General features: G+C 66.6%; 17 protein-coding genes and 4 pseudogenes. 6 read left to right on the forward strand and 15 right to left on the reverse strand.

Annotated elements, in window-relative coordinates; translation table 11 throughout:
* Positions 1-89: 89 nt before the first annotated feature.
* Together ACIQFU_RS37745 and ACIQFU_RS37750 are read right to left on the reverse strand one after the other, a co-directional pair.
* A complete protein-coding gene (locus tag ACIQFU_RS37745) occupies positions 90-710 on the reverse strand; it encodes a response regulator transcription factor (RefSeq protein ID WP_402557839.1) in 621 nt (206 codons plus the stop codon).
* A 133-nt stretch (positions 711-843) separates the two neighbouring features.
* Positions 844-1735: pseudogene (locus ACIQFU_RS37750) on the reverse strand (IS630 family transposase); the annotation flags it as partial.
* Positions 1736-2023: 288 nt separating this feature from the next.
* On the opposite strand from ACIQFU_RS37750, the gene ACIQFU_RS37755 reads away from it, so the two are divergent.
* Entirely contained in the window at positions 2024-2449 is a 426-nt protein-coding gene (locus tag ACIQFU_RS37755; RefSeq protein ID WP_402557870.1) for an aldo/keto reductase, read from the forward strand.
* A gap of 211 nt (positions 2450-2660) precedes the next feature.
* Here ACIQFU_RS37755 and katG read toward each other — a convergent pair whose 3' ends face one another.
* Positions 2661-4883 carry a catalase/peroxidase HPI gene (katG, locus tag ACIQFU_RS37760; RefSeq protein ID WP_402557841.1) on the reverse strand — a complete coding sequence of 741 codons (2223 nt, stop codon included), beginning with the start codon at positions 4881-4883 and terminating at the stop codon, positions 2661-2663.
* Between the two features lie 57 nt (positions 4884-4940).
* Positions 4941-5645 carry an MIP/aquaporin family protein gene (locus ACIQFU_RS37765; RefSeq protein WP_402557843.1) on the reverse strand — a complete coding sequence of 235 codons (705 nt, stop codon included), beginning with the start codon at positions 5643-5645 and terminating at the stop codon, positions 4941-4943.
* Between the two features lie 222 nt (positions 5646-5867).
* On the opposite strand from ACIQFU_RS37765, the pseudogene ACIQFU_RS37770 reads away from it, so the two are divergent.
* From ACIQFU_RS37770 to ACIQFU_RS37780, 3 genes and pseudogenes are all read left to right on the forward strand, one after another.
* Positions 5868-6436, forward strand: a pseudogene (locus ACIQFU_RS37770) (transposase); the annotation flags it as partial.
* A 79-nt stretch (positions 6437-6515) separates the two neighbouring features.
* On the forward strand, positions 6516-6746 hold the full coding sequence (locus tag ACIQFU_RS37775; RefSeq protein WP_402557845.1) for a transposase: 231 nt from the start codon (positions 6516-6518) through the stop codon (positions 6744-6746).
* A 143-nt stretch (positions 6747-6889) separates the two neighbouring features.
* A pseudogene (locus tag ACIQFU_RS37780) lies at positions 6890-8347 on the forward strand (NF041680 family putative transposase).
* Positions 8348-8414: 67 nt separating this feature from the next.
* On the opposite strand, the gene ACIQFU_RS37785 reads toward ACIQFU_RS37780, so the two are convergent.
* A complete protein-coding gene (locus ACIQFU_RS37785) occupies positions 8415-9248 on the reverse strand; it encodes a transposase family protein (protein ID WP_402557847.1) in 834 nt (277 codons plus the stop codon).
* Between the two features lie 159 nt (positions 9249-9407).
* Here ACIQFU_RS37785 and ACIQFU_RS37790 point away from each other — a divergent pair.
* Positions 9408-9914 (forward strand): annotated as a pseudogene (locus ACIQFU_RS37790) (IS3 family transposase); the annotation flags it as partial.
* 272 nt (positions 9915-10186) lie between these two features.
* Here ACIQFU_RS37790 and ACIQFU_RS37795 read toward each other — a convergent pair.
* From ACIQFU_RS37795 to ACIQFU_RS37840, 10 genes are all read right to left on the reverse strand, one after another.
* Positions 10187-11446, reverse strand: coding sequence for a condensation domain-containing protein (locus ACIQFU_RS37795; protein ID WP_402557849.1), 1260 nt, complete (start codon positions 11444-11446; stop codon positions 10187-10189).
* A gap of 142 nt (positions 11447-11588) precedes the next feature.
* Positions 11589-12836 carry an ATP-grasp domain-containing protein gene (locus ACIQFU_RS37800; protein ID WP_402557851.1) on the reverse strand — a complete coding sequence of 416 codons (1248 nt, stop codon included), beginning with the start codon at positions 12834-12836 and terminating at the stop codon, positions 11589-11591.
* Positions 12833-14266, reverse strand: coding sequence for an AMP-binding protein (locus ACIQFU_RS37805; protein WP_402557852.1), 1434 nt, complete (start codon positions 14264-14266; stop codon positions 12833-12835). Before ACIQFU_RS37805 ends, ACIQFU_RS37800 begins: the two co-directional genes overlap by 4 nt.
* Positions 14263-14832, reverse strand: coding sequence for a phosphopantetheine-binding protein (locus ACIQFU_RS37810; protein WP_402557854.1), 570 nt, complete (start codon positions 14830-14832; stop codon positions 14263-14265). Before ACIQFU_RS37810 ends, ACIQFU_RS37805 begins: the two co-directional genes overlap by 4 nt.
* On the reverse strand, positions 14829-17108 hold the full coding sequence (locus ACIQFU_RS37815; protein WP_402557856.1) for a lantibiotic dehydratase: 2280 nt from the start codon (positions 17106-17108) through the stop codon (positions 14829-14831). Before ACIQFU_RS37815 ends, ACIQFU_RS37810 begins: the two co-directional genes overlap by 4 nt.
* Complete coding sequence (locus tag ACIQFU_RS37820) at positions 17105-18349, reverse strand: methylaspartate mutase (protein ID WP_402557858.1); 1245 nt, start codon at positions 18347-18349, stop codon at positions 17105-17107. Before ACIQFU_RS37820 ends, ACIQFU_RS37815 begins: the two co-directional genes overlap by 4 nt.
* Positions 18346-18786 (reverse strand): cobalamin B12-binding domain-containing protein, encoded by a 441-nt coding sequence (locus tag ACIQFU_RS37825; RefSeq protein ID WP_402557860.1) that lies wholly within the window; start codon positions 18784-18786, stop codon positions 18346-18348. The genes ACIQFU_RS37820 and ACIQFU_RS37825 overlap by 4 nt, the downstream gene beginning before the upstream one ends.
* Positions 18783-19568, reverse strand: a complete 786-nt coding sequence (locus ACIQFU_RS37830) for an ABC transporter permease (protein WP_402557862.1) — start codon at positions 19566-19568, stop codon at positions 18783-18785. Before ACIQFU_RS37830 ends, ACIQFU_RS37825 begins: the two co-directional genes overlap by 4 nt.
* Positions 19565-20332 carry an ABC transporter permease gene (locus ACIQFU_RS37835; protein ID WP_402557864.1) on the reverse strand — a complete coding sequence of 256 codons (768 nt, stop codon included), beginning with the start codon at positions 20330-20332 and terminating at the stop codon, positions 19565-19567. Before ACIQFU_RS37835 ends, ACIQFU_RS37830 begins: the two co-directional genes overlap by 4 nt.
* A 1-nt stretch (position 20333) precedes the next feature.
* Positions 20334-21326, reverse strand: a complete 993-nt coding sequence (locus tag ACIQFU_RS37840; RefSeq protein WP_402557866.1) for an ATP-binding cassette domain-containing protein — start codon at positions 21324-21326, stop codon at positions 20334-20336.
* Between the two features lie 205 nt (positions 21327-21531).
* Here ACIQFU_RS37840 and ACIQFU_RS37845 point away from each other — a divergent pair, with 205 nt between their 5' ends.
* Complete coding sequence (locus tag ACIQFU_RS37845) at positions 21532-21675, forward strand: hypothetical protein (protein WP_402557868.1); 144 nt, start codon at positions 21532-21534, stop codon at positions 21673-21675.
* Positions 21676-21994 lie beyond the last annotated feature (319 nt).

Here is a 21994-nt window from a genome sequence, read left to right on the forward strand (position 1 = left end):
GACGAGCCTAAGGGTGTGGTGCGGTCCATCGGCCCGCTCACACAGACGCCAGCGCCAAGACGGAGTCAGACTGATCCAAGAGACAGACCCTAGATGAGCCCCGCGCGGATGGCCCAGGAGACGGCCTGGGTGCGGCTCCGGCAGCCCAGGCGCGCCATGACTTCGTACAGGATGTTCTTGACGGTACGTTCGGAATAGCAGACGTGCGCCGAGATGGCCGCGAGGCTGTGCCCTTCGGAGAGCATGCGCAGTATCTCTGTTTCCCGTCGGGTCAGAGTGTGGAGGTCGGGATCGTCTCGACCGGCCCTCTGGATCCGGTCGAGTAACTTGCCCTGTAATGCCGACGGGAGCGCTCCGCCGCCGCGACCGAGCGTGAGTACGGTCTCGACCAGGGTCGCGGGCGAGCAGTCGTCTGGGCCGAGCACGGCACGAACCCCGTGTTCGACCGCGGTCGGGACGTCCGCGTGCCATCGCTCCTTGACCACCACCAGGGTGGCGGCGCGCGCGGACAGGCTACCCAGTGTGCTCAGTGTCCGATCGTCGACAGTGTCCATGGCGGCCACGACGACCTGTGCTTTCCCGTCGGCCAGTGCGACAAGTCTCAAACGATCTTCGTTCTGCAGCAGGTAAGTCAGTCCGGCCCTGGTGAGAGCATCGGGAGCGTCGACGGCGACGCGCAACTGCTGCGTGACAACGTTTGCCTCGGACATGGGGCCCTCCGGGGTGATCGCTGGATATAAGGGGGTGCGCGCTGGCTTGCGGCCGGTCAGCCTCGCCGCTCAGTGTGGAGCGGTACTCGGCGTCACCGTGCGGGTAGTGCTGCGACGGCCTAGGTACGCCGGCCTCTGGGATTGCGAGTGGACGTCCACCCCAAGGGATATCCATTTGCGGATGGGGGCGCGTTCCTTGCGCTGGACGGCGAGTATGTCGGGCCGGCGGGCGTTGGCGCTGGCGTTGCGCCAGTGTAGGCGGGCATGCAGGACTCGGGTCCGCGCGTGGTGGCTGTGGTGGTGCGGGTTGGCGAAGATGAACTGCTGCCGCGGGCCGCAGCGGGTCTCGATGGGGTCAGCCCAGGAAGCGTAGGTCGGAAGGAAGTACAGCTCGACCGAGAGATGGCCGGGACGATGTGGAATGGGGCACCGCCCAGCCGGGCGGCTGCGATCGACTTCAGTGCGGCCAGCGTGTTGGTGCCCTCACGTCGGCGTTGGCACCGCGCAAACGGTCGTCGCACACCCGATGGCGACCGTGAAAGTAGGTGCGGCCGGTAGGTCGCCGGCAGTTGGTCGAACCTGCTCTGCCTGGCCCAGCGGGAACGTGCGGTAGGCCAGATGATCAGAAGGCCGAACTCGTCGAAGCCGAAGATGCGGTCGGGAGGGCGGTTCAGTGCCTGCTGGGCGCAGCCGAGCTGGGAGTCGAGATCAGGGCCGGAGGACTTCTTCCGGCTCGTAGTGCGCTGGAAGGTGGTGCCGCGGCACGATGGCAGGCACCGTAGGGCTTCCCGGCCGATGCGAACGGCTCCCTCGTCCACACGGCGCAGGGCGGCGACGAGTTTGCGGATTGCCGCCCATCGATGGTCGGAACAGGCCAAGCCGGTCCCGACGAACCTGCGAATCACATCCCCCACCATGTCCGCCTCGGCCTGAACCCGTTGAGCAATCACCGGGACCTTGTGCCCGCCCGCCGAAGCCAGCAGCATCGTCGCGCGCCTGTGGCGCACCGAACTGTCACTGCCCATACGCACGATCTGCAGCCCCTCCTGATCGGCAGTCGACGCACTCGGCCACCACACCTCAACTGACCAGATAGAACGTTACTTCCCATCGAGTCCCCGACACCACCACCAACTGGCAAACCCATGCGGTCATGACCACTACTGAGCATGAGCTCGTGATGTCGTCTTGAGCGATCAGGGGTTGGTGGTCAGTCCCGTCTCGGCAAGGCGGCCGTCTGAGGTGGCTGCGGTACTGGAGCGGGGCTGCAGAGTGAGTGGTCGCTGTGGCAGCGCGACATCGAGGACGAGGTCCTGCCTACAGCACGGGAGCTCGGCGTCGCTGTTGTCCCCTGGTCCCCGCTCGGTCACGGCGCGCTCACTGCGACCGTCACCTCCCGCGACGAGCTACCTGAGACCGACGTCCGCCGACAGGTGCCGTACTTCTCCGAGGAGCACTTCGACGCGAACCGGGCCACGCTGGAGACCGTTCGCAGGATCGCCGCCGAGGTCGAGGCAGAACCCGGTCAGGTAGCACTGGCATGGTTGCTGCACCAGGGCGACGACGTCGTCCCGATCCCGGGAACACGTCGCGAGCGCTACCTCGAACAGAACGCCGCAGCAGCGTTCGTCGCGCTCACCCCCGACCAGTGGCGACAGCCGCCAGTCCGATGGCGGTCACCGCTCGGTCGAACTGGTCGAAGTCCGACCGGGATCCGGCCTCATGGCTGCCGTCGGTGAGGCGGACAGCCGATACGTCGCGCAGTGGGCCGCCGTAAAGCGCTGGACGCTGTCGGCCGACGCGGGATAGATGGCGCCACTGGGCGAGGTGCCGGAGGGGCGTGTGTGATTCGGGCGGTTGCCACCTTGAGTGGCCACCGGATGTCGGCGCGTCCAGGCTGGCCGGTGGGGTTCCGGCCAGCCTCGGCGGCATTTGATCGGGTGAGGTGGATCAGGCCAGGTCGAAGCGGTCGAGGTGCATGACCTTGACCCAGGCGGCGACGAAGTCGTGCACGAACTTCTCCGCCGCGTCGTCGCTCGCGTAGACCTCGGCGAGCGCCCGCAGCTCGGCGTTGGAGCCGAAGACCAGGTCGGCGCGGCTGCCGGCCCACTTGACCTCGCCGGTGGCTACGTCGCGGCCCTCGAAGGTGGTCCGGTCCTCGGACGTCGACGTCCACGTGGTGCCCAGGTCGAGCAGGTTGACGAAGAAGTCGTTGGTCAGCGAGCCGGGCGTGCGGGTGAACACGCCGAGCTGGGACTGCTGGTGTCCCGCACCCAGCACGCGCAGGCCGCCGACCAGGACGGTCATCTCGGGCGCGCTCAGGGTGAGCAGGTTCGCCCGGTCGAGGAGCAGGAACTCGGCGGGCAGCCGGTTTCCCTTGCCGAGGTAGTTGCGGAAGCCGTCGGCGGCCGGTTCGAGGGCCTCGAACGACTCGGCGTCGGTGTGCTCCTCCGTCGCGTCCACACGGCCCGCGGCGAAGGGGACCTCCACCGGGAAGCCGGCCTCCTTGGCGGCCTTCTCGACCGCGGCCGAGCCGCCGAGGACGATCAGGTCGGCCAGGGAGACCTTCCTGGCGCCGGACCCGGAGTTGAACTCCCGCTGGACGCCCTCCAGGACGCGCAGCACCTGCGCCAGTTCGTCGGGCTCGTTGACCTCCCAGCCGCGCTGCGGCTGAAGGCGGATGCGGGCGCCGTTGGCACCGCCGCGCTTGTCGCTGCCGCGGAAGGTGGACGCCGAGGCCCAGGCGGTGGTGACCAGCTGCGCCACCGACAGGCCGGACTCGAGGAGTTTGGTCTTGAGGGTGGCGACGTCCCCGGCGTCGACGACCTCGCCCTCGGGCCCGGGCAGCGGGTCCTGCCAGACCAGGGTCTCCGCGGGAACCTCCGGCCCGAGGTACAGCGACTTGGGGCCCATGTCGCGGTGGGTCAGCTTGAACCAGGCGCGTGCGAAGGCGTCCGCGAGCTCCTCCGGGTTCTCGTAGAACCGGCGGGAGATCGGCCCGTAGACCGGGTCGAGGCGCAGCGACAGGTCGGTGGTGAGCATCCTCGGGCGGTGCTTCTTGGACGGGTCGTGCGCGTCGGGGATGATCTCCGGGGCGTCCTTGGCCACCCACTGGCTGGCGCCGGCCGGGCTCTGCTCCAGCTCGTACTCGAACTCGAAGAGGTTCTTGAAGAAGCCGTTGCCCCACTGGGTCGGCGTGCTGGTCCAGGTGACTTCGAGGCCGGAGGTGATGGCGTCGCCGCCCTTGCCCGTGCCGTGGGTGCTCTTCCAGCCGAGGCCCTGCTGCTCCATGGCGGCGGCCTCGGGGTCGTCGCCGACGGCGTCGGCCGGACCGGCGCCGTGGGTCTTGCCGAAGGTGTGTCCGCCGGCGATCAGCGCGACGGTCTCCTCGTCGTTCATCGCCATGCGGCGGAACGTCTCGCGGATGTCGCGGGCGGCGGCGATCGGGTCCGGATTGCCGCCCGGGCCCTCCGGGTTGACGTAGATCAGGCCCATCTGGACGGCGCCGAGCGGGTTCTCCAGCTCGCGGTCGCCGGTGTAGCGCCGGTCGTCGAGCCAGGTGGTCTCGGGGCCCCAGTAGACGTCCTCCTCGGCCTCCCACACGTCGGCGCGGCCGCCGGCGAAGCCGAAGGTCTCCAAGCCCATCGTCTCCAGCGCGACGTTCCCGGTGAGGACGAGCAGGTCGGCCCAGGAGAGGTTCTGGCCGTACTTCTTCTTGACCGGCCACAGCAGGCGGCGGGCCTTGTCGAGGTTGCCGTTGTCGGGCCAGCTGTTGAGCGGGGCGAAGCGCTGCTGGCCGGCGCCCGCGCCGCCGCGGCCGTCGCTGATGCGGTAGGTGCCCGCGCTGTGCCAGGCCATGCGGATCATCAGCGGGCCGTAGTTGCCGAAGTCGGCGGGCCACCAGTCCTGCGAGGTGGTCAGCACCTCGGCGATGTCCCGTTTCACGGCCGCGAGGTCGAGGGCGTTGAAGGCCTCGGCGTAGTCGAACTCCTCACCCAGCGGGTTGGCGACGGCGGGGTTCTTGGCGAGGATCTTCAGGTTGAGCCGCTCCGGCCACCACTGACGGTTTCCGCCGCCCTGCGTGGGGTGCGGGGCGCGTCCGTGGGCGACCGGGCAGCCGCCCGTCTCCTCGGCCTTCGCGTCGGTCACGATGGCATCGTGGTTCTCGGACATGGGAATCCCTCCGGGGGAATGGAGCTAAGAGATGGGCCAATCGAAGACGGCAAGAGGTCAGGTCTGAGCAGGGGCTTCCGGGCCGGTGGCTTCGACGTCGGCCACTGCCGTGTCCGGCTCTGTCCGTACCGTCTCGCGCTCATGAGGGTTGAGCGCGAGAAAGGCGAAGCCGGCAAGTGCACCGCCGACCCCTTGAGCGATGAGATAGACCCACAGCGACGACCAGGAGAACAACCCGGCCACGGAACCTCCCACGGCCACAGCCGGGTTGAAAGCTCCTCCGGACACCCCTCCCACCGCCACCGCACCTACCAGGACGGTGAAACCGATGGCCAGTCCGTAGAAGGAATTCCGCGGGTGGTCCCTGCTGGTGGCGACGTTGAGGACGACGTAGGCCAGCATGAAGGTCACAAGTACCTCCGCCACGAGCGCCGCTCCGAGCTGGCGCCCCGACAACGAGACCGCTGTCGCCTCGTTCGGATCGACGACCCAACGACCGACCAGTCCTCCCACTAACCCGCCCGCCAACTGCGCTGCCACGTAAGCAGTGGCCTCGCCCCCCTTGATGCGGCCCCTCACGAGGACGCTGAGTGTGACAGCCGGATTGAAGTGAGCGCCAGAGACATGACCTCCGGCATACACCATCACCATGAGGGCCGCACCTATGGCCAAGGGAGCGAGAGCGGCATTCGTCAGTACCGTCGCGGTGACAGTGAAAACCAGAAACAACGCGCCGATGAATTCAGCTACTGGTTTACGCAAAGTTCTCTCCTTCGAGGGCTGAGTGGTCGTGGGTACCGCCGCGCACGGACGATCAATGGAACGTGCAGCGTCCGTAACGCTGAACCGGCGGTTCCGACCAACACCCTAGGTAGCGGGTGAGAGATCTCTCAGCGGCCCAGCTCTTACGAAAGACTGACATCGCCCCTGTCTGGAGCCCGGGACTGCAAATCGTTGTAACTCCCGATCATGGACGATGCATTGATGACCAGTGAGAACGTGACTGAGACCGAGGTCGTTGAGCCCGCGAAGGCTGGGCCGGCGAGGGCCGTGGCCGACCAGTTGATCGACGAACTGGCCGGCCGGGCCCAGGCCGAGGGCCTGCAGCTGACCGGCGAGGGCGGGCTGCTCCAGCAGCTGGCCAAGCGCCTGCGGGGGTCCGCCCTGGAAGGCGAGATCACCGACGCCCTCGGCTATGACAAGCGCGATCCGGCGGGTAAGGGCGGCGGCAACTCACGCTCGCTCCAAGGATGTGCTGGCCGATGTCGGGCCGGTAGAGATCACGGTGCCCCGCGACCGCGACGGCTCCTCCGAGCCGAAGGTAGTCAAGAAGCGGCAGAAGCGTCTGACCGGCGTCGACGAGATGGTCATCTCGCTGGCCGTGAAGGGTGTGACTACCGGCGGGGTCCGGGCACATCTGGCCGAGGTCTACGGCGCCGACGTCTCCCGCCAGACCATCTCCACCAACACCGACAAGGTGCCGGAGGGCATGGACGAACGACAGAGCCGGACCCCTCGACCCGGTCTGTCCAGCCGTCTTCATCGACGCCATCGGGCCTTGACACTTGATCCTTGATCCTGGCCACACGAGACACTGGATCCAGAGGATCTGGGAACAGACATCTCGTGATCATGAAGAACTATCCGCCGCAGCTCAAGGCGGTCGCGGTCGCGCTGCACCAGTCGCGGCCCGAGGCGACGATCAGGCAGGTCGCCGCCGATCTGGGATCAACCCCCGAGACCCTGCGGAACTGGATCCGGGCAGTCGAAGTCAGCCGGTCCCGGGGCGCCGGGCGGAGGTGCCGGCCGAGCCGCCGACGCCGTTGGAGGCGGAGAACGGCGCTCTACGGAAAAGGCCCGTGAGCTAACTTGATCTTTAACGTCCGGCGTCGAATGGTGCGTCGAACTTGATCACCTGGTCGGTAACCGCCGGCCCCGGAAGCGGCCTTCGGCTGAACATGTGCTCCGGCCAAGGAACACACACGTCCAGCACGAAGGCCGTGAAGATGAGTCTGCTGCATCACTACGCCCGGCAAGAGCCGTTGGAGCAACTGTCATGCTTCCGAGGCGAGTTCTACTCCTGTCTGACCGCCCGTTCGGACGTGCTGTTCGAGCTGGCTGATGCCGTTCTGTGCGGCGATGGGCCGGTGAGGTCGCTGGTGGAGCTGTCGCTGGTGGGCGAACACCGCCGCGGCCATGGAGGGCTCTACGCTGCGGTGGCCCGTGGATGCATCGATGCCGACCGGCTGCGGCGGGCACTGGCCGAAGTGCCTCTGCCGCGGGCTGCTGACGGCCGGCTGGTTCTGGCCGTCGATGTCACCTGCTGGCTGCGGCCCGACGCCCACACCTCACCACAGCGGATCCTGTGTCACACCTACGGTCGGGGCAAGGACCAGCACATCCCGGTCCCCGGCTGGCCCTACTCGGTCATCTGCGCGCTCGAGCCGGGCCGCAGCTCATGGACCGCACCGCTGGACGCACTGCGTCTGGCGCCCGGGGACGACACCGCCACCGTCACCGCCCGGCAGTTGCGCGATCTGCTTCAGCGACTGATCACCGCGGGGCAGTGGCAGACGGGTGACCCGGACATCCTCATCATTGCGGACGCCGGATACGACGCACCCCGCCTCGGCTTCCTCCTCAAAGACCTGCCGGTCCAGGTGCTGGCCAGAATGCGATCCGACCGCGTCCTACGCAGGGCTGTCCCACCCCGGCTCCCGCACACCCAGGGCCGACCGCCCCGGCACGGCGGCGAGTTCGTCTTCGGGCAGCCCGACACCTGGGGCACCCCGGACACCGAAACGGTCGCCGACACACGTCTCTACGGCACCGCCACCGCACGCTCCTGGAACCGGCTGCACCCCAAGCTGACCCACCGCTCCTCCCGGGCAGCCGACGACGGCACCCTCCCCATCGTCGAAGGGACGGTGATCCGTCTGGACATCGGCCACCTGCCCAGCGGAGCAACACCGAAGCCGGTCTGGCTCTGGTGATCCGGCACCGATGCCACTGCGGCGGACGCCGACCGTCTCTGGCAGGCATACCTGCGACGCTTCGACATCGAGCACACCTTCCGCCTGTTCAAGCAGACCCTCGGCTGGACCTCCCCGAAGATCCGCACCCCCGAGGCAGCCGACCGATGGACATGGCTGATCCTCGCCGCCTACACCCAACTGCGGCCCGCCCGACCACTGGCAGCCGACCTGCGACGGCCCTGGGAGAGACCAACCCCGCCGGACAGGCTCACCCCCGCCCGAGTCCGCCGCGACTTTCGGCACATCCGCCCCAAGGCAAGCTGCCCGGCGCGAGCACCGAAACCCTCCCACCCTGGCCCCGGACGACCTCCGGGCAGAAAGAACACCCGACCCGCACCCCGCCACGACGTGCACACACCCCGCAAAACACCGGCAGCGAAGCAGCGAACGAAGAAGTCAACCACCCCAAGACCCCGCCGCACAGGTTAAAGATCAAGCTAACGAGCTCGTGCACGGTAGGCGGTGAGACGTCGAGGCTGTCGGCGGGGCTCGGTGTTCACCTCTGCCGTATCGACGTCAGGTCCGCGGTCTGCTGATGGGACAGCAGGCCGGCGACGGCTTGGACGGTGTCGCTCATATGCTCGCGGCGGCCGAGATGACGGGCCAGTGCCCGCCAGTTCTTCAGGTGGGCGATGCCGTGCTCGACCCGGATCCGGCGTGAGGAGTGTGCCTTGCGCTGGCGTTCGTACATCTCCTCGTACCAGTCCGGGGCGTTCTTCCTGAACTTGCGGTGCGGTGGTGTCACCACCCGGCCGCCGGTCTGCGCGCCAAGGCCCTGGTAGCCGGCATCGGCGAGAATCTCGACCGCGGGCCCGTCGGCCAAGAGCTTGACCAGCCCTAATTGGCGGGCGTGAGTGATGTCCGCGCAGCTTGCGGGCCGTGCTGGGCTGCACCACAGCACGCGGCCTTCGCCGTCCGTGACCACCATGGACTTGACCGCGTTCTGCTTGTTCTTGCCGGAGATGAACTTGTCGCGGTCCTGGCGTCCGGCGGCCAGGCGGCGAACCCGGATCTCGGTGCCGTCGATGATGCCGGTCGACCCGCTCGCGCCGAGGTGGTCGACGACGTCGGCCAGAGACCGCAGCCGCACGTCAGGGCTGACCGTGCAGCCTCGCTCGGCGAGCAGGGGCCGCACCTCACCGACGGCCCGGGTGATGGTGGAGCGGTCCACGCCGAACCAGCAGGCCAGCACGTCATGGGTGACCCCGCGACGAAGATGGACGAGCGTGGCCAGCAGCCGATCGACAAACACAAGCCGGTGCTTCGCGCCGGCGCCAACGGCCCGCTTCCGTGGCCGGGAGGTGAGCCGGGCCTGGTGAGCTCCTGCCACAACGGACCGATCTCCTCGACGAGTTCAGCAATCACTCCCACAGCCAGGCCCGTGATCCGCCGATTACTGATGATCACCGCACGCGTTGAGTTCCCCACCACAAGACCATGATCGAAGATCAGAAGCTCGACGTCTCACCGCCTACCGTGCACGAGCTCGTTAGAGGAAGAGCGCGAGATCCTGCGGAAGCCGGCGAAGTATTTCGCCGGGGAGACGCGCTGGTGAACCGCTTCCAGTTCGTCGCCGACCACCAGCGACGCTACGGCGTGAAGCTGCTGTGCACCATCCTGGGCATCGCCCGATCCAACTCGCCGCATCGCCGCCGACCGGGCCGACCGGCAGGCGGCCGACGCCGCTCTCGCTGCACGGATGCGGGCCGTACACCGCGAGTCGGACGGCAGCTACGGCGTCCCGAGGATCACCGCCGAGCTCTGCGAGGAGGGCGGACGCGTCAACCACAAGCGGGTTGCACGCATGATGCGGAGCATCGATCTGGCCGGCCTGCGGCTGCGGCGACAGCACCGCACCACGACTCCGGACCCGATTGCGGCGAAAGCCCCGGACCTGATCGGCCGCGACTTCACCGCAGGCGAGACGAACACCAAGTACGTCGGTGACATCACCTACCTCCCCCTGGAGCACGGGAAGTTCCTCTACCTGGCCACCGGCCGGAGCCGAACCCCAGCTCCAGGGGCAGATGTTGCAAGGCGATGTCCTGGTACAGGACGTACAGGATGCCCTGCAGGCACAGCCGGTGGGGCACCGGCCTCGGTCCTGGTGACCGCTCCGGCCATGGCGGCAGCAGGGGGTTCGATCCGCACCCACAAGTCGTCATCCACGATCCACGGCCGAGTCGTCACACAACACGAACAGCCAGATCATCAAATCGGTCACGCCCGACTAAAGCACCCCAACAAGATCCTGTTACGAGCTCGTCATTAAGGCCGAAGACCTCCGATTTCTTCGGTGAACCGGCGGGTGAGGGATTGCAGGAATTTGCGCTCTTCTGTTCCTGTCGGGTCCGAAGAGGCCCCGTCCAGTCGGAATATGTATCCACCTTCGGCCATGGGAGCAACGAGTAGCCCGACGTCTGTCCCTGACATGGTGAAGTCGCTATCCGACATCACAAATCTTTGATCTGAAAAATCTTCGGGAGACAGGCCTGACACTATTTCGGAGAAGAGGTTAACGACGATCTGGCGTTCTTTCGTCACGCCAGACGGGGCGAACGTTTCCGTGTACATTTTATCTAGATAAGCGGCGGGCGTGTCCTGGAACCGGACAATGGCCTGCAGGGCTTTCTTGCTCGCGCTCAGGGCGTTCGGAAAGTCCTGAAGATTTTCGCCCGAAATGCGTATCGGAACGTAATTGCTCAGCCAACCGATCGCGGATGTCGAATGAATATTCCGGCCGCTTGTGATGATTTGCAGGGTGATGTCGTTCTCGCCGCTGTCGTTTGACACGGTGGCGACGATTGCCGCAATCAGTATGGCCAGGGGGGTTGACTTGAGCGACATACATGCCGACTGAACCGATTCTCGGGAGATGGCGACATGCTTGCTCAGGCGGATGGCGGCATGGCCTGTCACCGGGTACGACGCTGCACAGAAGGAGACCGGTGCCCTTCTGGTATACCAGTCAGCGTCGAGGTAATTCGTCCAGAAGCGCCGAGTATCGGTGTTCCGCGCACTCGGGTCGAAGTCCCGGCGTTGTTTCACCACCCAGTCCCGGTAGCTTCCGGCACCCCGGCGAGGGTCTGCTTCGATTCCCGTCTCAAGTTCTCCACGTATCAAGTTCGCGCTGTCCCTGTCGACGATGAAGTGATTGAACCGGGCGATGGCCTTTCTATGTCCCCCCGTGCTGTCCTCACGGTCCGATACCGCCAGGTGCCACATCGGCAGGTTTATTTCTTCGCCGGAATTCCGGACGAGAGGTGCGTCAAGGTTCTCGATGAAATCATCCGAACCGAACTCAATTGGTGGCTGCATTTCTTCGTCATAGACGACCCCATCGTGATCGAATCCTATGATGCGCAATGCCGGCTCGCGCTGCACAAGGCGTCGAACACGCTGGATCAGTTCGGCCTCTGTGACACTTGAAGGGATTTCGAGTGATATTTCGAAAATTTCGTTCGGTGCGCCTCCCGACCCCATCATACTTTCCTGCTGCCAGGACAGCGGTCCGCGGGAAATACTCATTTTCGTTTCGCTCCCGTGATGGATAAAAAATTGTATGCGGAAATTTTGGGCTGTAGATGAGCCAACGCAATCGCTCGGCTGACGTCTGTTAAATCATGCTCAGCCGCCGCTGAAACATTCGCTGTCCCGAGAGTGGTGCAGTTCAGTTCTCTGGAACGATCTTCATCGCGTCCGCGTATACGCGTAGCCGGGTGTAGTCGCGCTCAACCTTGTCCGGATCTTTGTGGGCCAGGAGTGCCCAGCCCAGCCGTAGCGAGGACAGGAGGTCGGTGGTGGCGTCGATGTGGTCGCCGTCGTGCACGTTGAGATGTAGGGCGCGGCAGGTGGGCAGAGCTCGAATGGGTTCGTATGCCGCCACGTTGGTCGCGATTCCACTGTGCGCGGCGACGAACATGGCCACTCTGACGCGCCTGTGCAATTCGAAGGTGTCCGGATGGTTACGGTTGCCGCTGAGGTGCCGTACCAGCCGGCGCACTGCGTTGTCGCCGGTGGCAAGTTCGGCGGCGGCCTCCATGCCGCTGCCCGCAAGTCGGGAGTTGACCTCGATGAGTCGAGGCCCGTCAGAGGTGAGCATTACTTCGGTGTGGGCAGCTCCGAAGCGGATGCCGAGGGCGTCCAGTGCGCCGCGTACGTAGGCAATGAGCTGGTCTACATGGGGCTCGTCGGCGCCGAGGAACTCGACGTCTTGGTAGACGGCAAAGCTGTCTCCGTTGCTGACTTTGGTGTAGCGGCACACGTCGGTGACTGTGTGGCGGCCGTCAGCCGTGAACGTGTTGACGACGTATTCGGCTCCGAAGAGCCGGCGCTGCAGGACGACTTCGTTGTTGCGTACACCGGTGGCGTTGGTGCGGCCGAGGAGGCCCTCGACGATCTCGCGCCAGCCCCGCCCGCTCGGTGCGAGCGTGACGCCGTCGGTGCTGACGCTGTTGGCCGGTTTGATGACGAGGTCCTGGCCGGCAACGTCTGGCCGGGCGACGAAGTCTTCTGCTGCCGCCGCTTCCCGTACGCAGACGGTCGGGGTGACCGGTAGTCCCGCTGCGGCCACGGCGGCAGCCATATGTCCTTTGTGGTTACGGCAGTTGGCGAGATCAGGCCGGTTGGCCAGTTCCGGGGTGAGCGTGGCGGCGAGCCGGTCGCTCAGAGTCACGCCGCTCTCGGACCCTGGGATCACTGCGGCGACCGACAGTGACCTCAGCCGGGCCAGCAGGTCGTCCTCTCCCTGTTTCAGGGTCAGGTCGAAGTCGTCCGGCCGGAAGGCGTCGGTGAACTGGGCGACGGGCAACGGGGTTGACCGGACCGCGACCGGGATGAACCCCGCGCGGCGCAGAGCCGGGGCGTACATGACTCCGGAGGAGTACGGATCGACGATCACCACATGCCGGGCGGTCATCGTTCGGCCTCTGCTTCGAGGAGGGCCCGCAAACTCCGCCGGTCGATCTTGCCGTTCGGCGACAGCGGGAGTACGGGAAGCGCTACGACGCGGTCCGGCGAGTTCGGACCGAGACTGCCGAGCAGGGCCTTGCGCAGGCTGGAGACCGGTACGTCCGTTTCGGCACAGAGCACGATGGCTCCGCCGGCGGCAGGCCCGGTCTGGACGCACCCGGCTGCACGGACGCCTGGCAGCCGGTTCGCGGATTCCTCGATGGCACCCAGGTCGACGAATACGCCGCGCCGCTTGACCCGTGAATCGAGGCGGCCCTTGATGACCAGGTTGCCGTCCTGGTCGAGGGCGCCCAGGTCCTGGCTGCGGAAGAGAACACTCTCCTCCGCATGCGTGAAGGCCGCCTCGTCCGCTTCGGATGCTGTCCCGGGCAGGTAGCCGAAGGACGCGTCGGGGGTTTCGATGCCCACCTGGAATACGTCGTCCTCCGCTCCGATCTGCCGCAGCCGCGCCCAGGGAAGGGGCCTGCCCACTGGCTGCAGTCCGGGATGCGGGCTGTCCGGTACGGGATAGAAGAACTTGGCCAGCGTGGTCTCCGACGGCCCGTACAGGTTGCCGATCCTGCTGTTCGGGGCGCAGGCTTGCCAACTTTCGATCTGGACGGAGTGCAGCGGTTCACCTGCGAACAATGTCCAGCGCAGCCGTTCAAGTCGGGTACCCGGTGAGGCGGATGCCCAGCGCGCAGCCAGCCCCGGCACCGCGTGCACGATGTCGATGGTGTGCTTGGCGAGCCAAGGCAGCATGGCCGCAGGGTTCGTGCGGGTCATGGCGTCTGCCACGACGATCCGCGCGCCGGCGCAAAGAGTGGCGAACAGTTCCCGGAAGATGACCTCGAAGCTGGGAGGGCTGATCATTGCGACGCGGTCGCTGGGCCGGATTCCAAGGGTGGCGATCTCCCAGTCAACGAAATGTGCCACGCCTTGTTCCCGTGCGACGATGCCCTTCGGCGGACCCTGCGTCCCCGACGTGAAGCCGAGGTATCCAGCGTCCGGGCGCACAATGCGCGGCTCCCGCGATGCGATGTCGATGAAGGGTGTTTCCTGCACATCCATCATCAACGTCGGCTTCGCTGCGCTCAACACGCTGGCAGTCCGTGCCCCCGGGGCGTGCGGGTCGATGAGCATGGGCACCAGTCCGGCCGCTCGTACGGCCAGGAACGCCGGCGCCAAGTACGTCGGATCCACGATCCGCAGTGCCACGACGGAACCGACGGGGGCGGTGAGCCTGCCCGCCCAGGAGTCGGCAAGTGTTGTCAGATCGCGGTAACGCAGTGTGGCCTGTGGTCCTTCCACCGCGACGGCCTCGCCGTTGTACGCCGCGATCAGTGCCACTCGGTCATGCAGGACCGAGCCAGTGGTCTCCATCCAGGTTGCGGTCATGCCACGTTCTCCAGCAGTGCGTCATGGATCTCGCTGAGGTTCTCAGAGGCGTAGATGGTGAAGACGTCCACGCTTGCTTCGAGGCGCTCTTCGAGCAGCAGTGACAGGTGTGCGGCGGTGAGAGAGTCGCCGCCCGCTTCGAAGAAGTTGCTGTCCTTGCTCAGTCCGCGAGTTCCGACGACCTCTTCGACGAGGTCGATAACCTGCTCAAGGCTGGCAGTGGCTGTGTTCATTTCCTGGTTCCTATTCGGTGTGGTCGTGGATTGGTGACGGCACTGGCTCTGGATCAGGGCCTCGCGCGAGAAGGTGAAGACGTCGGTGAATTCCGTGGGTTCGGCTGCGTTGCCCATGCGGACCGTGCCATGGACGACGAGTCGGTCGGTGTCGCTGAGGAAGGCCGTGGGCTCGTGCCGGGTGTGGCCCGGGACGACGTCGGGGGCATCTATGCTGGCGTCGGCGGCCAGTAGCGAGGCGTGTCCGTCGAGGTCGCCGGTGTCTGTGTAGTGGTAGGCGAGCCGGATGTGTTCGATGGCCAGTGCTTGAAGGGTCGGTGAGAGCACGGTCACGACAGGTTCTTCGATCGCAGGTCGAGCGCTGCGAAACGCAGCTCAGAGGTGTAGTGATCGCCGTTCGCGTCGGTGAGCCAGAGCTCCTCGGGGCCGGGTGTCATCTCAACGAAGGTGAGCGCGGCCGCTTCCTGGGCGCGGGTCGTGCTGCGCACACTGGAGGCGAGCAGCTCGACGAGTACGGGCGCGGCGAAGTCGACGTAGAAGGGCTTCGTCTCCCCGGGCGACTTGACGAAGACGTGGCGGGGCAGTCCAAGTGCCGTGGCCCAGCGTCGTGCGGCGGTGAAGCGCTGTGCCTCATCGGGCAGGCCGGCGAAGGTGAGTTCCTCTGCCGGGACTCGCCAGGCCTCGCGGGCCAGTATCGTGCCGTCGACCGTGATGCGTGACCGGTGCTCCTGGACCGGGAACAGGCCGAAGTGCCGCAGGAGCAGTGCCTTGAGCGTCTCGCCGAACAGGTCGAACACGTCGTGGTGGCCCTCGTGCCCGGGGGTCGTCACAACGAGGCGGCCATCGCGCTCCTCGACCCGCGCGTCGGCGGCCAACACTGTCGTGCCCCTCTGCGGAAGCGGAGTCTGCGGCATGACAGCGATCCGGCGGTCGTCGTCGCGCATCAGGCCCGGATGGGACCGCACGGTGAAGTGCGGACGGCTCTCGGTCGGCAGCACCGGCAGCAGCCGGGGCATGGGAAAGCTGTCGTCAAGACCGGCTGCCAGCAGGCCTGGGTTCAGCTGCGAGGGAACCATCGAGATGTAATCGATGGAGTTCATCGCGGCGTGGATCTCACCGAGTACGACGGTGTAGCGGCCCTTGCGGATGTCCTCCTGGCTGCTGGCGGCCACCATGACGTCCGGGCAGGAGAGCCGGGCCTGGGTCCAGCCGGGGCCGGGCGCGTCGAACTGCTCCTTGAGCCGCGGCTCCAGCTCGGTCATGGTGGTGACCGTGCCGGTATCAGCGACGATGTCCGCCCAGCGCCGGTGGAACTCGGTCATCGTCTCACGGACGACGGTGTCGATTTCACCGCCGAGCAAGGGCATGCACTCCACCCAGAAGGACGCCACGTCGACAACCGGGTTCTTCTCGAAGGCGGCACGGTATGCCTTGCGTACGCCGGGTTCAAGGCGCTGTCGGATGTGCCAGGTGAGCCATCGAATGCTGTCCAGCACCCCGGTGACCGGGCGGAGAGCATCGGTGAATTCGCTGCCGATCTGCACAGCGAGGTCACGACGGCATTCGAGATAGGCGAGCGTACGGCCGCCGTACGCCTGCCCGGCGTTGCGGGTGCCGTGGGCGCCGGTGAGGCGCTGGAACACCTCTTCCAGCCGGTCCATCTCACGTCGCAGTTCGTCGGGCTTGTCCCAGACAGCCTGTAGCCGTTGCCGGCCCTCGATCAGCTCAGTGATGCGTCCGGTCGTCCGGGCCCGGATCTCCTCGTCGTCGATGGCGGTGAACAGGGCAAGTAGGTCCTCTTCGGCAGTCAGGGATGTCGGCAGCTCAAGCCGCCAGATCAGCCACCGCTTGCGGCGCAACCGGTCAAAGAGCTCGAAGGCCTCCTGCTCGTCAGTCAGCAGCCGGGCGAGGTCACGGGCGGACCTAGTGCCATCGGCTGCGGCCAGCACGGTCCGCGTCAGCTGGTCCACAGCGGTGATCGTGCCGTCGGCCAGTCGAACTGTGTCGCCGTCCAGTCGCAGCAGAGGACTACGGCGCGGGCGCAGCCAGGGCCGTACATCGTATTCGGCGGTGAGGGTACGGGCGAGCGTGTCGACTGCCCAGCGTTCGAGGTAGACCGTGCCTTCGGCGACCTGTTCCGGTCCGGACGCGGCGTGCAGTGCGGTGTCGTCGTCGCCGATCGAAGCCCATGCCGTCGGGCCGAAGAAGCCGATGGACTCGTTCTTCAGGCAATAGCGCTGCCAGTAGGTCGCGATGGCCCGCTCGCGGGAACGGCGCTTGCTGTTGGACGGCTTGCCTTCGTCCCGCTGGCGCAGAAACGGCTCGACCGCGGTATCGAGGAAGCGGGCATTCTGCCATCCGACTGCCAGCCGGAAGCGCTCGGAACGCGCTACCTCGGCCAGCTCGTGACTGGTGCGCTCGGCAGACTCGTCGAAAGCGAGGCGGTATTCACTGTCCTCCGCGCCCTGGTCCGCCAGCTGGGCAAGACGCTCGTCGGCAAGCCGGCGGACAGCGTCCGCGGGGAATCCGGCTCCCCGTACCATCGCCGTCGGCCACAGGCCCCACGCACTGCCGGCGATGGGCAGGGTTGCCTTGCTTTCCTTCGTCATGAGATCTCTCCTGGTTCGGTGCCGGTCGCAAGTTCGTCGTAAGTGACTGCCACGTGGGCGAGATCCGCCAAAAGTGCAGCCGATGTCAGGGGCGCCGTGCCGACGCCGGCCCGTAGCGGCATCGCGCCGACGGAGCGCCATGCCAACCGGCCGTCGGACGTGATGCGGGAGACGGAGCGGCCAGGGTTGTCGGGGTGCAGGCAGAACGGGATGTCCAGATATCCGCGGCGCAGCGCCCGGATCATGGCCGTCCCGGCATCTGGGGACAGTTCCAGTGCGGACTCGATGAGGGTGCGGGCGTCCTCCAGAACGGCCCCGCCGGTAACGTGCACAGGGCTGGTCGCCGCTGTGTGGACCTCGTTCGTTGCGTCGCGAAGTGCCGCGACGTTCTCCTTGATCGTTGGGATCCGGTGTGCTTCGGCCACGGTCTTCACGATCAGCCGGTCGGCGCCGCCCTCGGCGGCCAGCTGCGCGGCTCGCCGACCCAGCAGCCTGGCCCCTCGTTCGGTCTGCGGGAAGACCCCCATGTAGGTGTAGAGCACGACGTGCCAGTCGACATCCGGCACATACTCGTCAGCCAGAACACGCAGTGCCAGGAGCGCTTCTCGGTCCTGCGTGTGGTTGGTCTGCTGGGTGTAGCTCAGGGAGATACTGCGCAGCCCGTGCTGGCGGAAGAACAGTGCTTCCAGAACGCTGACGGCAATCAGCAGTTCGGGCGGGCACAGCTGGCCCATCAGGCAGCCGCCGAAGGTCTCGAGGTGTGGTTCGACACCCGGTTCGCGGGCATCGGCAAGCCATTGACAGGTGTGCCGCCAGTTCTCGACCGATTCCTCCACGGGTGTGCGGCTGTAGGGCAGGCTGTAGGACAGAGGCCCGCCTTCGGTTGCGTACAGGCCGGCTGCGGTCATCGTTCGTACGATGTCGAGCGGCGACGGGCAGCCGTGTCGTACCTGGATCTGAAAGTCCTGGCCGAGGCCGCGCACGACGTCCGCGGTGGTGTCGGGTCCGGTTGTGACGATGGGGTAGCCGTTGAGTTGGTCCCCGGCGGTCAGCGCACCGGCATAGTCCCCGAGCCGCGTGTAGCTGTCGACGGTGATGGTTCCGGCAGTGGCGCCCGCCGTGCCGGCCACTGCCGCGAGACCTGCCCGCATCCTGGCGGGCTCGCCGAACCCCATTCGAGGCTGTACGACCACCTCTCCGCGTTCTCTGGCCCGCCGCACGAATCCGCCGAAGTCCCTCATCGCCTGCTCCCCGCGACGCGATTCAGGTTGCGGGTGAATGCCAGCAACCTGGCGACGGCGTCCGGGCCTTCGAGTACCGCGTCGAACCCGGCGGTGGTCAATCGGTCGCACCGGGCGCCGGCGCCGGCCTGCCCGTCGGTACCCAGCTTGCCGCCGATCACTGCGGGCATGTCCGCCATCTCGGGCATGGCACGCAGCCGCCGGATGACGCGCTGCCCGTCAATTGCTCCGTGCCCGTTGACCGAGCTGATCACGAGCAGGTCGGGACGAAGTTCCCGGCATGTGTCGATGAGCATGTCGTCAGGGACGCAGGCGCCCATGTTGTGTACGTGGTATCCGCTCTCGGCCAGCAGGAGCTCGAGAAAAATCAGGTTCCAGGTGTGGGAGTCCGAGGAGAGAGTGCCGAGTACCACTTCAGGGACGCGATTAGTCGTCATGACGCGAAGTCCAGTGTGCCGGTCCGGCGGCCGCGCCGGACAAGAGAGGTCACAGTGAGAAGGAAGAGGGCCAGCCAGCCCGCACCGACCAGCAGTTCCTGTACCGCCGGCACGATCGCGTCCCCGAGTTCACCGGCCATGGCCAGGCGTACGGCGCCCAGCCCATGGGTCAGGGGCAGCAGGGAAGACACCCAGCGCAAAGGTTCCGGGTAGGAGCTCATCGGCACGTTCACCCCGCACAGCGTCATGAGGGAGACCACGCCGACGTTGGTGACGATCGTCTCGATCGACCGGAAGCCGAGCAGCAAGCTGCCGGCCACCAGGCCGAAGCAGTAGGACGACGCCGCGACCACAGCGATGAGCAGGAACACAACGACCAGCCGGGACCACGACAGGGGGATCCCGAACAGCGCCGCGGTGACGAGCAGTCCGCCGGACGCCGACAGGGTGCCGTCGAGTATCAGGTACGAACCCCGGGAGGCGAGGACAATCGCCGGGCGGGTCGGGCCGGAGGCGATCAGGGGCAAGGTGCCCGCACTGCGCTCCCAGCTGACCATGTTCACCGCATACATCCCGAGCATCGCGGCTACCGCGACCGCGTTGCCGACCAGCAGGAACTCGGTCTGCCCGGGGCCGCCGATCAGCCGCCCGAGCAGAGCGAAGAAGCTGACCTGGGCGACCACCCGGACGAACCAGTTGGTCAGCCATGTCTTCCAGGTGAAGATCGAAGTGTAGTCACGGGCGCCGAGCCAGAAGGCGCGTCGAATGATCAACAGGTTCATCGCAGTGCCAGCTCCCCGGTGCTGCGCGCCTGGTCAAGCATTCTGCGAAGGAGGAGCGTGCCGGCGGTGAGCGCGGCCGCGCCGAGCAGAGCGACCATCCCCAGCCCGAGTACCGGGCGGGCCACCCGATCCGGGCTGATGCCGGCCCGCAGCAGATCGGCCGACCAGGACAGGAAGACAACCTTCGACAGGGGCTGCAGAACATCGGGCAGCAGCGCCACCGGCACGAGAATTCCGCCCAGCACATAGAACGGATAGCTGGCCGCGTTGGAGAAGGTGACGGCACTGCGGGCCAGCACGAACGCAGCCGCCATCAGCAGCGCGGTCGCCGCTGTCGCGAAGAGCGTCAGTGCGAATCCGCCGACGAACACTCCCCAGTGGCGCACCGTGACGTCACTGTGCAGCACGTACCTGGCGAACAGCCAGGTCTCCGCGAACGCCGCGATACCGGGCAGCACCGTCGCGGCGACGCGGCCGAAGACCACGGCCGCAAAGCCTGAAGCCGCCGACACGACGTACTCGAGCGTGCCCTCCCACCGGTCGGTCTGGATGATCCAGCCGCCGCTGAACAGGGCGAACCACCACAGCGACATGTAGAACGGGGCGAGTGAAGCAGCGGCACCAAGGTCCTGACGGCCGCTGTGGCTTGTCACCATTGCGAAGATGACCCCGTACAACGGTGCAGTCAGCAGCGGAACGAGGAGGTCTGGATAGTTGCGGTAGAAACGAACCTGGAGCAGGAATCCCGCCCTGACAGCGCCCATGTCAGACCACCAGCCCACGGTCACCGATGAGCCGCACATAGACGTCCTCCAGTGAGGGCCGCACCGTGCGCAGAGAAGTGATCCCCCGGTCGGCCGCGAAGCGCAGCAGAACCCGGAAGTCGTCCTGCGAGCGCAGTAGCACACGCAAGCTCTCGCCGTTCGGGGCCACCGACGTAACACCCGGCAGGGCAGCCAACTCGGCCAGTACCGCCGGATCTGCGCTGTCGAGCTCCAGTTCCTGAACGGCGGAGACCAGCTCGGCGACCGCACGGGGAGAACGGGTCGCGATGATCTCTCCGTCACGTACGAAGCTGACTCGGTCACAGAGGCTCTCGGCCTCGGCCATGTCGTGCGTGGCCAGCAGAATGGAACGCCGCTCGGAACGCAGCTCGTTGATAAGCCGGCGGAACTCGCGGGCAGCGACGGGATCCATGCCCATCGTCGGCTCGTCCAGCAGCAGGACCCGGGGGTCGCCGATCAGGCCGCGAGCCAGGTGCAGTCGCTGCTTCATCCCCCGGGAGTAGGTCTCGACCCGTACGTCCGCCTTCGCCTCCAGGCCAAGGCGCTGCAGCAGGTACTTGGTCCGCTCCCGGATCTGCTTGCGCGGCACGTTCTGCACGGCGCCCCAGAACTCCAGGTTCTGCCGCGCGCTCAGCCGGGAGTAGAGGCCCCGCTCACCGCCCATCACCACCCCGATCAGGCGCCTGACTTCCTGGGTGTCGCCAGCGACGTCATGCCCGCAGATCCTGGCCTGCCCCGAGGTCGGCAGCAGCTGCGTGCTGAGAATCTTCATCAGCGTGGTCTTGCCCGCCCCGTTGGGGCCGAGCAAGCCGTGCACCTCACCCTCCGCCACGGTCAGGTCGAGGCCGCGTAGGGCCTGTTTGGGTGGCTTGTTCTTCACGGTGAACTCCCGCGCGAGGCCGGCGGCCGAGATCGCGGGTGCCGTGCCTGAAAGCCGCCGCTCCACTGGTTCGAGAGTCGCTACTGCGCTCATCCGATGAACTCCTTTGCGTGCCATCCGCGAGGGCTGCTGCCGAATTCGGACAAGACCCAGCGTCAGCGCCCCTGCCCTCGCGGCGCTCTCGCACCACCCTCGTCGCCGGGGTAGCGCGGTGAGAGCGGCGAAGTACTGCCGTGAGTGGACACGGCCCGACGCTGATCTCAGCACCGCATCGAAGACCTGACGAAAGAAGCATCAAATGAACGTCAAGAAGCCCTTCACCGCACTGGCTGTCATGCTGACCGCGATCGTCGCGCTCTCGCTCGGCGCCACCACCCAGGACCACGCCGTGACCGGCCCCACTGCCACGGCAGCGGCCACCGACGACACTCCCTGGACCTGAGCTTCTCGACAGCGAACCCTTCGCCCCACGGGCAGCGCCCGACGGCCGGGCGGAGCCGGGCACACCGGGCCACTCATCGCATAGGCGCATTCCTCATGGAGCACAGATGTCCCAAACCCCGCATGTCGCCCCCAGCCCGGACCCCGTCCAGGTCCCGTCCGCCCTGCTGCGGCGTCAAGTACGCATGCCTTTGCGCCTTGTGGACGGTTACCGGACCGAGGCGAGGGTCTGTCAAACGAGCGGTGTAACCAGGGTGGTTGGGGTTACTGGCGGGCCGCCGTCAGGCGGCCGTCGAAGGTGATGTCGAAGGCGTTCAGTG

It is taken from the genome of Streptomyces sp. NPDC093065, from assembly GCF_044754585.1.
Taxonomy (GTDB): domain Bacteria; phylum Actinomycetota; class Actinomycetes; order Streptomycetales; family Streptomycetaceae; genus Streptomyces.

Excerpts from the sequence above, each read along its gene's own strand:
- ACIQFU_RS37795 (WP_402557849.1), bottom strand. The coding sequence starts at position 11,446 with ATGAGTATTTCCCGCGGACCGCTGTCCTGGCAGCAGGAAAGTATGATG.
- ACIQFU_RS37840 (WP_402557866.1), bottom strand. The coding sequence starts at position 21,326 with ATGAGCGCAGTAGCGACTCTCGAACCAGTGGAGCGGCGGCTTTCAGGC.
- ACIQFU_RS37835 (WP_402557864.1), bottom strand. The coding sequence starts at position 20,332 with ATGGGCGCTGTCAGGGCGGGATTCCTGCTCCAGGTTCGTTTCTACCGC.
- ACIQFU_RS37830 (WP_402557862.1), bottom strand. The coding sequence starts at position 19,568 with ATGAACCTGTTGATCATTCGACGCGCCTTCTGGCTCGGCGCCCGTGAC.
- ACIQFU_RS37825 (WP_402557860.1), bottom strand. The coding sequence starts at position 18,786 with ATGACGACTAATCGCGTCCCTGAAGTGGTACTCGGCACTCTCTCCTCG.
- ACIQFU_RS37820 (WP_402557858.1), bottom strand. The coding sequence starts at position 18,349 with ATGAGGGACTTCGGCGGATTCGTGCGGCGGGCCAGAGAACGCGGAGAG.
- ACIQFU_RS37845 (WP_402557868.1), top strand. The coding sequence starts at position 21,532 with ATGAACGTCAAGAAGCCCTTCACCGCACTGGCTGTCATGCTGACCGCG.
- ACIQFU_RS37775 (WP_402557845.1), top strand. The coding sequence starts at position 6,516 with ATGAAGAACTATCCGCCGCAGCTCAAGGCGGTCGCGGTCGCGCTGCAC.
- ACIQFU_RS37805 (WP_402557852.1), bottom strand. The coding sequence starts at position 14,266 with ATGACCGCAACCTGGATGGAGACCACTGGCTCGGTCCTGCATGACCGA.
- ACIQFU_RS37745 (WP_402557839.1), bottom strand. The coding sequence starts at position 710 with ATGTCCGAGGCAAACGTTGTCACGCAGCAGTTGCGCGTCGCCGTCGAC.
- ACIQFU_RS37815 (WP_402557856.1), bottom strand. The coding sequence starts at position 17,108 with ATGACGAAGGAAAGCAAGGCAACCCTGCCCATCGCCGGCAGTGCGTGG.
- ACIQFU_RS37800 (WP_402557851.1), bottom strand. The coding sequence starts at position 12,836 with ATGACCGCCCGGCATGTGGTGATCGTCGATCCGTACTCCTCCGGAGTC.
- katG (WP_402557841.1), bottom strand. The coding sequence starts at position 4,883 with ATGTCCGAGAACCACGATGCCATCGTGACCGACGCGAAGGCCGAGGAG.